Annotated in this window: 12 protein-coding genes and 1 rRNA gene; 1 reads left to right on the forward strand and 12 read right to left on the reverse strand. The window is 70.3% G+C overall.

Annotation, left to right across the window (positions count from 1 at the left end; genetic code table 11):
- Positions 1 to 22 precede the first annotated feature (22 nt).
- The 3 genes from glgC to ACH4SP_RS29435 are packed head-to-tail and all read right to left on the reverse strand — an operon-like array spanning position 23 to position 3,208.
- Entirely contained in the window at positions 23 to 1,240 is a 1,218-nt protein-coding gene (glgC, locus tag ACH4SP_RS29425) for a glucose-1-phosphate adenylyltransferase (protein WP_398419105.1), read from the reverse strand.
- Between the two features lie 29 nt (positions 1,241 to 1,269).
- Positions 1,270 to 2,469, reverse strand: coding sequence for a glycogen synthase (glgA, locus tag ACH4SP_RS29430; RefSeq protein ID WP_398419106.1), 1,200 nt, complete (start codon positions 2,467 to 2,469; stop codon positions 1,270 to 1,272).
- A 10-nt stretch (positions 2,470 to 2,479) separates the two neighbouring features.
- Complete coding sequence (locus ACH4SP_RS29435; protein WP_398419171.1) at positions 2,480 to 3,208, reverse strand: IucA/IucC family C-terminal-domain containing protein; 729 nt, start codon at positions 3,206 to 3,208, stop codon at positions 2,480 to 2,482.
- A 241-nt stretch (positions 3,209 to 3,449) separates the two neighbouring features.
- Here ACH4SP_RS29435 and ACH4SP_RS29440 point away from each other — a divergent pair, with 241 nt between their 5' ends.
- A complete protein-coding gene (locus ACH4SP_RS29440; protein WP_398419108.1) occupies positions 3,450 to 4,484 on the forward strand; it encodes a DMT family transporter in 1,035 nt (344 codons plus the stop codon).
- Here the strand turns inward: ACH4SP_RS29440 and ACH4SP_RS29445 are convergent.
- From ACH4SP_RS29445 to rrf, 9 genes are all read right to left on the reverse strand, one after another.
- Positions 4,454 to 5,764: a transglycosylase family protein gene (locus ACH4SP_RS29445; protein ID WP_398419110.1), complete on the reverse strand. Its 1,311-nt coding sequence runs from the start codon at positions 5,762 to 5,764 to the stop codon at positions 4,454 to 4,456. The two genes, ACH4SP_RS29440 and ACH4SP_RS29445, sit on opposite strands and share 31 nt — an antisense overlap.
- 85 nt (positions 5,765 to 5,849) lie before the next feature.
- A complete protein-coding gene (locus ACH4SP_RS29450) occupies positions 5,850 to 7,112 on the reverse strand; it encodes a Cmx/CmrA family chloramphenicol efflux MFS transporter (protein WP_398419112.1) in 1,263 nt (420 codons plus the stop codon).
- A 274-nt stretch (positions 7,113 to 7,386) separates the two neighbouring features.
- Positions 7,387 to 7,608 (reverse strand): hypothetical protein, encoded by a 222-nt coding sequence (locus ACH4SP_RS29455; RefSeq protein WP_398419114.1) that lies wholly within the window; start codon positions 7,606 to 7,608, stop codon positions 7,387 to 7,389.
- A gap of 95 nt (positions 7,609 to 7,703) precedes the next feature.
- Positions 7,704 to 8,129, reverse strand: coding sequence for an aspartate 1-decarboxylase (panD, locus tag ACH4SP_RS29460; RefSeq protein ID WP_398419116.1), 426 nt, complete (start codon positions 8,127 to 8,129; stop codon positions 7,704 to 7,706).
- Positions 8,130 to 8,224: 95 nt separating this feature from the next.
- Entirely contained in the window at positions 8,225 to 9,112 is an 888-nt protein-coding gene (locus ACH4SP_RS29465; RefSeq protein WP_398419118.1) for an ABC transporter ATP-binding protein, read from the reverse strand.
- The gene (locus ACH4SP_RS29470; RefSeq protein WP_398419120.1) at positions 9,109 to 10,239 is read right to left on the reverse strand and encodes a FecCD family ABC transporter permease; all 1,131 of its coding nucleotides are present in this window, start codon (positions 10,237 to 10,239) and stop codon (positions 9,109 to 9,111) included. The genes ACH4SP_RS29465 and ACH4SP_RS29470 overlap by 4 nt, the downstream gene beginning before the upstream one ends.
- Positions 10,236 to 11,306, reverse strand: coding sequence for a FecCD family ABC transporter permease (locus tag ACH4SP_RS29475; protein WP_398419122.1), 1,071 nt, complete (start codon positions 11,304 to 11,306; stop codon positions 10,236 to 10,238). The genes ACH4SP_RS29470 and ACH4SP_RS29475 overlap by 4 nt, the downstream gene beginning before the upstream one ends.
- Before the next feature lie 94 nt (positions 11,307 to 11,400).
- On the reverse strand, positions 11,401 to 12,396 hold the full coding sequence (locus ACH4SP_RS29480; RefSeq protein WP_398419124.1) for an iron-siderophore ABC transporter substrate-binding protein: 996 nt from the start codon (positions 12,394 to 12,396) through the stop codon (positions 11,401 to 11,403).
- Between the two features lie 243 nt (positions 12,397 to 12,639).
- Positions 12,640 to 12,756: ribosomal RNA gene (gene rrf, locus ACH4SP_RS29485) — 5S ribosomal RNA — on the reverse strand.
- Positions 12,757 to 12,761 lie beyond the last annotated feature (5 nt).

Below are 12,761 nucleotides of genomic sequence, written 5' to 3' on the forward strand. Positions count from 1 at the left end.
GGGCCGGCCACCGGCCCTTCCGTCAGGCCACCTGCTGGCCCTTCCCCAGTGCGATCACCCCGTTCTTCGACACCGTGTAGAGCTCCGCGTCGCGCTCCGGATTGACGCCGATGGTGGCCCCCGGCGGCACGTCGACGTTCTTGTCGAGGATCGCGCCGCGCACGACCGCGCCGCGTCCCACCCGTACGTTGTCGTGCAGTACGGACCCCTGGACGACCGCCCCCGGCTCGACGACCACTCCGGGCGAGAGCACCGACCCCGTGACCTGGCCGCTGATCACGCAGCCGGGCCCGACGATGGACTCGCTGGCGATGCCCGCCGAGCGGAACCGGGCGGGCGGCAGCTGTCCGAAGTGGGTGTAGATCGGCCAGCGCCGGTTGAAGAGGTTGAACTCCGGCTGCTCGGCGACCAGGTCCATATGGGCCTCGTAGTACGAGTCGAGGGTGCCGACGTCGCGCCAGTAGCCGTGGTCCTGCGCGGTCTCGCCGGGGACGTGGTTGTCGTCGAAGTCGTACACCATGGCGGTGCCGCGCTCGGTGAGCTGCGGGAGGATGCTGCCGCCCATGTCGTGCACCGACTCCTCGTCGTCGGCGTCCCTGAGCAATGCGTCGACCAGCACCTTCGTGGTGAAGATGTAGTTGCCCATGGAGGCGAAGACCCGGCGAGGGTCACCCGGCAGACCCGGCGGGTCGGTGGGCTTCTCCAGGAACTGCTCGACCCGCGTCCCGTCCGCGGCGGGCGTGATGATCCCGAACGACGACGCCTCCCGGCGCGGCACCCGTATCCCGGCGACCGTCACCCCCGCGCCGCTCTCGACGTGCTGCGTGAGCATCTGCCGGGGGTCCATCCGGTAGACGTGGTCGGCGCCGAACACCGCGATGAAGTCGGGCTGTTCGTCGTGCACCAGGTTGAGCGACTGGAGGATCGCGTCGGCGCTGCCCAAGTACCAGCGCGGGCCGAGGCGTTGCTGGGCCGGGACGGGGGTTACGTAGTTGCCGAGCAGGCCTGACATTCGCCAGGTGGTGCTGATGTGCCGGTCCAGGGAGTGCGACTTGTACTGGGTGAGGACGCAGTTGCGCAGGATGTCGCCGTTGACGAGGTTCGACAGGACGAAGTCGACGAGGCGGTACGTGCCGCCGAAGACGACCGCCGGTTTCGCCCGGTCGGCGGTGAGCGGCATCAGCCGCTTGCCCTCCCCGCCCGCCAGTACGATCCCGAGCACCGAAGGTCCACCGCGCATCGCCGCCCCCAAGGGTCAACCAGCAAGGGTCACTTGACCAACTCCGCGTACACCTCGGCGGTACGCCGCGCCACGGCGTCCCACCCGAACTCACTCACTGCGCGTACCCGCCCTGCCGCACCCATGCGCGCCGCGGCCTCCGGCTCGTCGAGCACCCGGTTCAGCGCCTCGGTGAGGGCGTCCTCGAACTCCTCCGGATGCCGGGCCGCCCGCTTCTTCTCGTACGGTACGAGGAGCCCGGTGCTGCCGTCGTCGACGACCTCGGGGATGCCGCCGACCGAGGAGGCGACGACGGCGGTGCCGCAGGCCATGGCTTCAAGGTTGACGATGCCCAGCGGCTCGTACACCGAGGGACAGGCGAACACCGTGGCGTGGCTGAGGAGTTGCACCACTTCGGGGCGGGGCAGCATCTCCGGGATCCAGAACACGCCGTCCCTGACCCGCTCCAACTCCTCGACCAGCTCCCGGAATTCGCGCCCGAGCTCCGGGGTGTCGGGGGCTCCGGCGCAGAGTACGAGCTGGGCGGCCGGGTCGAGGGCGCGGGCGGCGCGCAGCAGGTGCGGGACGCCCTTCTGGCGGGTGATGCGGCCGACGAACAGGACGTAGGGCCGCTCGGGGTCGATCCCGATCCGCTCCAGCACGTCGGTGGCTCCGGTCGGCCGGTAGAGGGCGGTGTCGATGCCGTTGTGCACGACGCGCACCTTGGCCGGGTCGAGTGCCGGGTAGCAGTCGAGGATGTCGGTGCGCATTCCCCGGGAGACGGCGATGACGGCGTCGGCGGCCTCGACGGCGGTCCGCTCGGCCCAGCTGGAGAGGGCGTACCCGCCGCCGAGCTGCTCGGCCTTCCAGGGGCGCAACGGCTCAAGGGAGTGACAGGTCATCACATGCGGTACGCCGTGCAGGAGTTTGGCGAAGTGCCCGGCCAGGTTGGCGTACCAGGTGTGCGAGTGGACGAGGTCCCGGCCTTCGAGGGCGGCCGCCATGGAGAGGTCGACGGAGAAGGTGCGCAGTGCGTCGTTGGCGTGCGCGAGGCCGGGGGCGGGACGGTGGCGCGCCACGTCGCCCCCGGAGTCCTCGCCCACGCCCTCGCTTTCAGCCACACCCTCACCCCAGCAGTGCACCTGGACGTCTGCCAGGGCCCGTAACTCCCGGGCCAGGAACTCCACATGGACACCGGCGCCTCCGTAGACGTCCGGCGGATACTCGCGCGTGAGCAGTCCCACCTTCACCCCATGATGGTCACTCAGATCCGGTCCGCGCGGAAGACCGCTGCGGAGCGCTGTCGAAAACGCAGTCGCCGCACAGTCCGCCGGCCGGGCAGCGGTAGTACAGGCAGCAGCTGTTGCGCCGGAACGACCCGGCCTTGAGCGCGCCCGTGGAGTTCAGGTCGGGGAGGGCGAACAGCTCGTGTGCGATCACGGCGGCCCGCTTCCCCACCTCCGGGCGCTCCGTGTCCCTTGCCCACAGCCTGAGTTGGGAGACGGCGGCGGCGAGCGCGGACCCGGCGTTGCCCCACAGCAGCTGCGGCGAGATGTTCCCGTCCCGCCGGAAGGCCTCCGCGAGGGGCAGGAGGTGGCCGTCCACGAGCGTCGTACGGAGTGTCTCGGCGGTCGCCGGCAGCTCCCGCACCGGTGCCGCGAGCAGCAGGTCGTCGGGCGTGCTGCCGTCCGGGTCCCAGTGCAGCCCTTCGGCGGCGAGGTCGGGCACCGCGTCGTACAGCGCGGCGGACCCGAGCGCCACCGACCAGAGCCGGGCCACGATCCCCAGGTGCGCTATCGAGGCGGCGACCCGCCGCTCAGGGGCGCGCAGCCGGGCGGCGACCTTGTCGATGCGGAACGCCAGTGGAGCCGTGTCGCCCGCGTACACCCGGGAGAGCGGCACATGTCCGCCGCTGCCCGGCAGCTCCTCCGCCGCCCCCGACCGCAGCGCGAAGAAGCCGTTCACCGAAGACAGCTCGACGAAATCCACCATGTCCGCCTTTCACCCACAAGAACCAATTTTTACGTAAATACGGCGTAGCCATTACCCCTCCACCGTATCCATGGCGAGGTGATCACCGAAAGCGATTACGCAGCCGCCGCGCCCCTTCCGGAGAGTTCCGCATCAGGCGTACCGCGCCCGGCGGCACTCGCGTACTACGTCGGCAGTACGGCGCAATGACTGCTTGAGGACGACGACGTGAAGGCTCCGATGGGCCATCGTGGAGTACATGAGTGCTCTCGCGCTGTCCGTACTCCTCGCACTGGTCTCCGCGGTCGCGTACGCGGTCGGGGCGATCCTCCAGGAGCGCGTCGCAGCCACCGACCGGAACCACCTCTACGCACCTCTGCGGCATCCCGCCTGGTGGGTCGCGATGGTGCTGAACGGGGTCGGGGCACTGCTGCACGTCGGCGCGCTGGTCTACGGACCGCTGAGTCTGGTCCAGCCGATGGGGGCGCTGACGATCGTGTTCGCGCTGCCGATCGCCGCGGTGTTCGTCCACCGGCGGACGGGCGCCCTCGCGTGGCGGGGTGCGCTCATGGCGACCGTCGGCCTGGCGGGGCTGCTGTCGCTGACCGCCAAGGCGGACTCCGCGTCGCTCGCCGACGGCGAGGAGCTGGTGGTGGCGGGCGCGTCGCTCGGCACTGTCGTGGTGCTGTTCGCGGTGGCACGGTGGGTGCGCCGGCCCGTCGTACGTTCCATGGTACTGGCCGGGGCGGCCGGAGTGGCGTTCGGGATCGCCTCGGTCTTCATCAAGTCCCTTGCCGTGGGCTGGAGTTCACACGGACTGTCCGGTCAGTGGGAGGCCGTGCCCGCGGTGCTGGTGTGCGCGACGGCGGGCGTGCTGCTGTCGCAGGCCTCGTACCGGGACGCGGGACTGACCGCGCCACTGGCCACGGTGACCGTGGTGAACCCGGCGGTCGCCTCCGCCGTCGGCCTCACCCTCTTCGGGGAGTCGTTCCGGTACGGCCCGACGGGCGCCGCCCTCGCCCTCGCCGCGGGCCTGCTCGCCGCGGCGGGCCTGATCCTGCTGACGACGAACCACGCGCAGACGGAACAGGCCCGGCTGGAACAGGCGGCCGCGCAGGAGGCAGAGGGAGCACGGGGAACACGGGCGCCGCAGGCATTACAGGCAGCGGAGGAGCCCTCGGAGGGGCTCCTCCCCAGCGTGCCCGTACAGCAGCAGCCCGTGCGGCCGAAGCCCGCGGGGCGACGGCAGGGCGGGCCGTCGGGTCAGACGGTGACCCCACCCGCCCTCAGATAGGCGACCGGGTCGACGTCCGACCCGAAACCGGGTCCCGTCCGCACCTCAAAGTGCAGGTGCGGTCCGGTGCTGTTGCCGGTCGATCCGGACCGCCCGATGCGCTGCCCCGATTCGACCTTCTGGCCCTCGCGGACGGTGAGCGCGGACAGGTGCGCGTACTGGCTGTACTTGCCGTCCGCGTGCCGGATCACCACCTGGTAGCCGTACGAACCGGCGTACCCGGCGGAGACGACGCTGCCGGGGGCGACGGCCTTCACGGAAGTGCCCGTGGGCACCGGGAAGTCGACGCCGGTGTGGTACCCCTTCGACCACGACGAACCGGCCGCACGGTAGGGGGTGCTGGAGTCGGCGTCCACCGGGGCGCTCAGCCCGGACCTGTGGGCGGTGCGGGAGGAGACCGTCTCGGTGCGGGTCTTCTTCTCGCCGGTCTTTGCCCCGTCCCGCTTCTTGTTCTCGTTCTTGTTCTGGCTCTCGCTCCTGCTCTCGTTCTTGTTGTCGTTCTTGTTCTTGTCCTCGCTCTTGCGCGTGTCCGCGCCGGGGGCCGTGCCGGTCCGGTCCCGCTGGTCCGGTTTGCTCGGCGCGGTGATGCGCACCAGCAGTCGCTGGCCCGGCCGGATGACGTCCGGGTCGCCGCCGATGACCTGGCGGTTGCTCTCGTACAGCCGCTGCCAGCCGCCGCTGACCCGCTCGGCCTCGGCGATGCCGGAGAGCGTGTCACCGCTGGCGACGGTGTACGTGGCCTTCTTGTCGACCGGTCCCGGCGCGGGGTCCGTCCTCGGTGGCGGCGTCTGCCGGGCGGGCGGTGCGGGGTCCTTCTTCCGGGGCGGTGCGGGGTCCTTCTTCTCCGCCGACGCGGGGGTCTTGCGGCCCTGGGTCGTGATGGTGATGTCGGGTGCGTCTCCGCCCCGTACCAGACCGGCCTTCACGGAACAGACCGGCCAGGCGGTGGGCCCCTGCCCCTTCAACACCCGTTCGGCGACGGCGATTTGCTCGTCCTTGGTGGCCAGGTCGGCGCGCTGCGCGTAGGCCTGCCCTCCGTACGCCTGCCAGGTGGCCTGCCGGAACTGCAGACCGCCGTAGTAGCCGTTGCCGGTGTTGATCTTCCAGTTGTTGGTCGACTCGCAGGCGGCGACCTTCTCCCAGATGTCCACGGGGGCCGCACCGGCCGTACCGGTGGCGACGAGCGGGAGGGCGATGCCGACGCCGCCGGCCGCCGCCGTCAACGAGGCGTTGTTGATGCGGCTGGGCTGGTACCGCCGGTGACGACCGGTTGAGGCCATGTCTCGCTTCCTCCACTCGCGCTTCTCGACACGTCGCAATCGGCAAAAGTACGGGCATGGTGCGGACCATGACAAGAGCGCGAACTTACTTCACCGTTACGGGAGTTGAAGCGGAGTCAGAGTTCCTGGTCCACACGCGTCGCCCCAGACCGGCGCCGACGAGCGCAACAGCCACCAGCCCCGCACTCACCCACAGCGGCGAACGGAACCCGAGCCCCGCCCCGATCGCGACGCCCCCGGCCCAAGGCCCGACTGCCGCCCCCACGTTGAACGCCGCGGTGGCGAACCCCCCGGCCAGCGTGGGCGCTCCCCCGGCCGCGTACAGGACCTGCGAGATCAGCGTGGATCCGACCGCGAAGGACAGCGCCCCCTGGACGAAGACGAGCACGACGGCCGCCACCGGGTGCGCCGCCGTCCACGCGAACAGCACCCACCCGGCGAGCAGCGCCGCCCCGCCACCCACCAGCAGGGGTACGGGCCGTACGTCCGCGATCCGGCCGCCCACCGCGACGCCCACGAAGGACCCCAGCCCGAAGAGCGCCAGTACGGCGGGCACCCACACGTCGCCGAAGCCCGTGACCCGGGTGAAGAGGGGGGCGAGGTAGGTGAAGGTGCAGAAGGTCGCGCCGTTCACGAGCGCCCCCAGCAGGAGCGTCATCAGCAGCCGCGCACTGCGCAGCGCCCGCAGCTCGCTCCGCACTCCGGGAACTCCGGGTGTGCCGGGAGCCCCAGACGTACCGAGAGCCCCAGGCGTGCCGGGAGCACCCGGAGTACCGGGAGCACCCTCGTCACCCCGAGCTCCCGCGTCTCGCGGAACGGAGCGCAGGATTCCCACTACCGCGGGCACCGCCAGCAGTGCCACCGCCCAGAACGCGGCCCGCCAGCTCCAGAGCTGGCCGAGCCAGGCACCGGCCGGCACGCCCACGATGCAGGCGAGCGTGACCCCGCCGAGGAGCACGGAGGTGGCCCGCCCCTTGGCACGGGGCTCGACCATGCCGGTGGCCGTCACCAGGGCGACCGCCAGGAACCCGGCGTTGGCGAGCGCCCCGACGATCCGGGTCGCGAGCAGCACACCGAAGCTGCCGGTGAGCGCACCGACGACATGGGCACCGAGGAAGACGAGCAGGAACGCGAGCAGCGCCCCGCGCCGCGACCAGCGCAGGCTCAGGACCGCCATCAACGGCGCGCCCACGACCATTCCGACGGCGAAGGCCGAGGTCAGCGACCCGGCAACCGGCAGGGAAACGCCCAGGTCCCGGGCGATGTCCGGCCCGAGCCCGGACAGCATGAATTCAGAGGTGCCCTGCGCGAAAACGGCAAGCGCGAGCAGGTAGAGAGCGAACGGCACAGCAGAACTCCACAACGACGTCGTGATGAGACACAGCCTTGACGACGCCGGTGGTCCAGTGGCGGACAACAGTCGCAACGGTCGCGGAAAACCCACGCGACCACGCGGAGAAGCCACCGGACGACCGGTGGCTAGAGTCTTGACGCCTCGGGACTGGACACGGGAACACCGTAGTGAGACAGCTCGACCGGGTCCACCGATTTAACGAACAGGGGCCCCGTGCGGTCGCTGCGCCCGCACAGGGCCCCACTTCTGTCCTCGTCCCGCTCCGCTCTCAGCTCATCGGTCCCGGCGCCGGCTCGGGTGCCGGATCGGGCCCCGGCCCCGGAGGTACGGGGTCGGGCAGCGGCGCCGGCGGGATCGGGTCCGGTGCGGGTCCTGGCGGTACGGGCGCGGGTCCCGGTACGGGCCCGGGCAGCGGCCCCGGGTCCGGCCCGATCGGCCCGGGCGGCGGTGTCGGCGCGGGCGGTACGGGATCGGGGATCGGCTGGGTCATGCCTGATCGACCTCCAGAATTTCGGAGTCTGGTCGAAGTGCGGATCAAACCCACTCTCTCCCGGTGCGGCTGCCCACGCCTGCCGAGTCCAACCGTCAGCCGACGACGGCCGCCCGCGGGTTCCGCAGCTGACCGGCCGCTCCTGGCACGGGTTCGGCGAGGTCCGCTCCGGTACCGACGATCCGGTTGCCGGCGTCGACGTGCACGATGCTCGGCGCGAAGGCCCGCGCCTCGGTGTCGTCGAGCTGGGCGTAGCTGATGAGGATCACCAGATCGCCGGGGTGTACGAGGCGGGCGGCCGCTCCGTTGATCCCGATGACCCCGGAACCTCGCTCACCTTCGATGACGTAGGTCTCCAGCCGGGCCCCGTTGGTGATGTCGACGATGTGCACGAGCTCGCCCGCCAGCAGATCGGCGGCCTCCATGAGCTCGGCGTCGACGGTGACGGATCCGACGTAGTGCAGGTCGGCCTGGGTCACGGTGGCCCGGTGGATCTTGGACTTGAACATGGTGCGAAGCATCGGAAAACTCCCGGGATGTCTGCTCCCTGCCCGCTTTCTGCAGGTCAAGGGCGGTCGCCGCAGCCTACAACGGTTCGCGTCCGGGGTCGCGGCGGTCAGGGGGCCTCGGCCAGCACGGGGTCCGTGTCGGGGTCTGTTACGGGGTCCGCGTCGGCCGGGTCGTACCGCCGGGGAGCGGCAGGCACCATCAGCGGTGTCCCGGTCTCCGGGTCGTCGATGATCCGGCAGGGCAGTCCGAACACCTCCTCGATCAGCTCCGCCGTCATGACGGTCGCCGGGTCGCCCTCGGCCGCGATCGTGCCCCCTGGCCGCATCACGATCAGGTGCGTGGCGTAGCGGCACGCCTGGTTGAGGTCGTGCAGGACCGCCACGATCGTGTGGCCCTTGCGGGCGTGCAGCTCGGCACAGAGGTCCAGCACCTCGACCTGGTGGGCGATGTCGAGATACGTGGTCGGCTCGTCGAGGAGCAGGATCGACGTCTGCTGCGCCAGCACCATGGACAGCCATACGCGCTGGCGCTGGCCGCCGGACAGGTCGTCGACGGGCCGGTCGGCGAGTTCGAGGACGCCGGTCTGCCGCAGCGCCTCGGTGACGGCGGCCTCGTCGTCGGCGGACCACTGCTTCAGCAGGCTCTGGTGCGGATAGCGGCCGCGGGCCACGAGGTCGCCGACCGTGATGCCGCCGGGCGCGGTCGAGGACTGCGGGAGCAGCCCGAGCCGGCGGGCGACCTCCCGGGAACGGTACGAGGCGATGGCCGCGCCGTCGAGATAGACCTGGCCCGCCTTGGGCTTGAGCATCCGCGCCAGCGCCGTGAGCAGCGTGGACTTGCCGCAGGCGTTCGGTCCGATGATCACAGTGAAGGAGCGGTCGGGAATGTCGACGCCGAGGTTGTCCACGACCGTCCGCTGGTCGTAGGAGAGGGTCAGGCCCTCGGCGCGCAGCCGGGCTGTCGGGTGGGGCGTCGGAGGGTTCTTCGCAGTCATGCGCGGCTCTTTCGCGACTCGTTGATCAACAGCCAGATGAGGTAGAGCCCGCCGACGCAGCCGGTCGCCGTGCCCACTGGCAGCAGCGCGGGCGCGAAGAGGCGCTGCACGGCGAGGTCGCTCACCGCGAGCATGACCGCGCCCATGAGGGCGGACGACAGCAGTACGGGCCCTGACGACCGGGTGATCTTGCGGGCGACCTGGGGAGCGGCCAGGGCGATGAACCAGATCGGGCCGGTCACGGCGGTGGCGAACGCGGCCAGGGCGACGCTGATGACGAGCAGGACCGTGCGGGTGCGGGACACGTCGACGCCCAGCGCCATGGCGGTGGTGTCGCCCAGCTCGACCATGGAGAGGCGGCGGGAGAGGACGAAGGCGAGCGGCAGCAGCACGGCGACGGCGAGGCCGATGGCACCGGCGTGCATCCAGAGCCGGTTCCCGAGGCTGCCGATCAGCCATGCCTGCGCCTCCAGGGCTTCCTGGAAGGTCGCCCTGGTGATCAGGTACGAGTTGACGGCGAGGAGCAGGGCGCTCACACCGATGCCCATGACGACCAGCCGGAAGCCCTGCAGTCCTCGGCCGAGCATGAGGAGGTGGACGGCGAAGGCCGTGGCGAGGCCGCCGATCAGGGCGCCCCCCGCGATCTGGGCCATGCTGCCGTGCAGGACGACGATGACGATCAGCGCGCCCACTGCCGCGCCGTTGGTGAAGCCGATGATGTCGGGGCTGCCCAGGGGGTTGCCGGTGAGGCTCTGCAGGATGGCCCCGCTCACGGCGAGGGCCGCGCCGACACACAGCGCGGTCAGGAGCCGAGGCATGCGCAGGGTGTTGACGACGAAGTCGGCCAGCGGGGACCCGTTGCCGGTGAGAGCCTGGACGACCTCTCCGAAGGACAGCGGGAAGTCGCCGGTGGCCAGGGTGACGCCCATGACGGCGACGAGCACAACGACCAGGGCCGCGGTGACGGCGACGACGCGGCCTCGTACGCGCAGGGAGACGCCTCCCGCCCGGGTGCGGACGACCCGGCCACTGACGGCACGGGGCGCCTTCGGGCTGTCCCCAGGAGCATTCGCCTCGTGTTGCGCCTCGTGCTTCGCCTCGTGTGCGGAATCTTGTACGGGCGTCACAGCATGACCAGCTTTCGGCGGCGGCACAGCGCGAGGAACAGCGGGGCGCCGATGAAGGCGGTGACGATACCGACCTGCACCTCGCCCGGGGCGCCGAGCACCCGTCCCAGGACGTCCGAGCCGATGAGGAGCACGGGGGCGAGCAACACCGAGTACGCGAACACCCAGCGCTGGTCGGGGCCGACGACGAACCGGGCGATGTGCGGCACCGCGAGCCCCACGAAGCTGATCGGTCCTGCGGCGGCGGTGGCCGCGCCGCACAGCAGCATCACGGCGACGGCGCCCAGGACGCGCGTCCGGCCGATGTTCACCCCGAGGGCCCGCCCCAACTGCTCGCCCATGGCAAGTGCGTTGAGCGACGGCGCGAGGACGAGGGCGATGAGCAGACCCACCCCGATGAACGGCAGGGCCATCAGGACGACGTCGTAGTAGCGCCCGGCGAGGGAACCCACCGTCCAGAAACGGAACTGGTCGAAGGCCTCCGGATCGAGCAGCAGGACAGCCCAGTTGAAGGCGTACAGCACCGCCGTCACGGCGGCGCCGGCGACGACGAGCCGCTCGGGCGTGGCGAGTTTCCGCCCGGACGAACCCAGCAAGTAGACGGCCACGGAGGCGGCGACGGTGCTGGCGAGGGCAAACCACACATAGCCGAGGGGTGCCGCGACGCCGAAGAACGCGATGGCCACCACCACACCGGCGGAGGCACCCAGGTTGACGCCGAGCATGCCGGGGTCCGCGAGCGGATTGCGCGTCAGGGCCTGCATCAGGGCTCCGGACAGGCCGAGGGCCGCCCCGACGAGGAGCCCGAGGAGGGTCCGTGGGATGCGGTACTCGTGGATGATGAGGGAGGTCTCGGACCCGTCCGGATTCCACAGGGCGTCCCAGGTGGAGGTGAAGGGGATGCCCCGGGTGCCCACCCAGACGCTGAGGAGCCCGACCAGGACCAGGGCGGCGAGGGCGAGAAGCAGACCGAGTCCCCTGACCACGGCCCCGGTACGGGCCACGCGCGGCAGGGCCGGATCGCCCACCTGCTCCTCACACTTCACCCGCGCTTCGGCGGCGGACAACGACAACTCCCCTTCGGTGTCTGGTCTCTGGCCTGTCGGCTGTCTGGCTGTCTGGCTGTCTGGCTGTCTGGCTGATGACGTCAGCGGTGCTGCATCACTTGATGGCCGTCAGCAGCGGCTCGATCTGGTCGATGGCGTACGGGATCGAGAGGACGGTGTTGAAGGAGAAGGCGGCGCCGACGTCCGGGTCCTGGTACGGGACGAACAGGTCGCGCTTCTCCTTGTGGACCTTCAGGCTCTTGTAGAGCGGCTCGGCCTTGATCCGGTCGTTGGCCTCGCTGCTGGAGGTGACCCAGACCAGACGGTCGGCGTCGAGGACGTTCAGCTTCTCGGCGCTGAGCTCGGCGACGTTCCACCCCGGCTTGGCCAGGGTGTCGAGCTCCGGCTTCAGTTTGAAGCCGAGCTCGGAGAAGAAGATCGACTTGGGGTCGGTCTTGGTGAACCCGGAGTACTTCCCGGCCTCGAAGCTGTCGGCGACGGCCAGGGTCTTCTGCGCGAACTCGGGGTGCTTGTCGCGGACGGCCTTGAACCGGGCGCTGACGTCCGTGATCAGCTCTTCGGTCTCGGTGCTCTTGCCGAGCGACTTGCCGATCTGCCGCGTCATGACCTGCCAGGCCGCACCGTAGTCCGGGACGCCCTTGGGCTGGGCGACGACCTTGGTGAACTGGGAGAGCGTGTCGTACTGCTCCTTCTTCATCCCCGAGTACTGGGCGATGACGAGATCCGGCTTCAGCGCCACGATCTTCTCGATGTTGAACTCGTCGCGCTCACCGACGATCTGCGGCTTCGTCGAACCCCACTTGTCCTTCGTCCACGGCCACTTGCCGTACGGCTGCTCCTTGAACCAGTCCACCGCACCGACCGGCTTCACACCGAGCGCCAGCACCGCGTCCTGGTCGGACAGGCCAAGGGTGACGACCGTCTTCGGCTCCGCCTCGATCGTCGTGCTGCCGTACTTGTGCTCGACGGTGACCGGGAAGTCGGCGGACTTGCCCGCACCGCCGGCCGACGCCGCCGGCTTGGACTCGGCCTTCTCGGCCCCACCACCACAGGCTCCGAGAGCGAGCGCCGCCACAGCGACGACAGCCACACGGGGAAGAGATCTGGCGAATCGCGCCAGAACAGGACGTGCACCAGTGGACACGGAATTTCCTTACGAGAACAGGGTGCCGCGCGCACCGGCAACACCGGGCGAGAGGAATTTAGGCAAGGCTAAGCTAATCTGGCCGGGTTGTCGACGGGATGAAATGGACACGCGACCGACCTCAACTGCCCCGTAAACGCAGAAAAGCCCCGCACCAGTTCCCTGGTACGGGGCTTTCCCACAATGATTGTTCGGCGGCGTCCTACTCTCCCACAGGGTCCCCCCTGCAGTACCATCGGCGCGGAAAGGCTTAGCTTCCGGGTTCGGAATGTAACCGGGCGTTTCCCTAACGCTATGACCACCGAAACACT

Source organism: Streptomyces sp. NPDC021093 (assembly GCF_044333135.1).
Classification (GTDB): Bacteria; Actinomycetota; Actinomycetes; order Streptomycetales; family Streptomycetaceae; genus Streptomyces.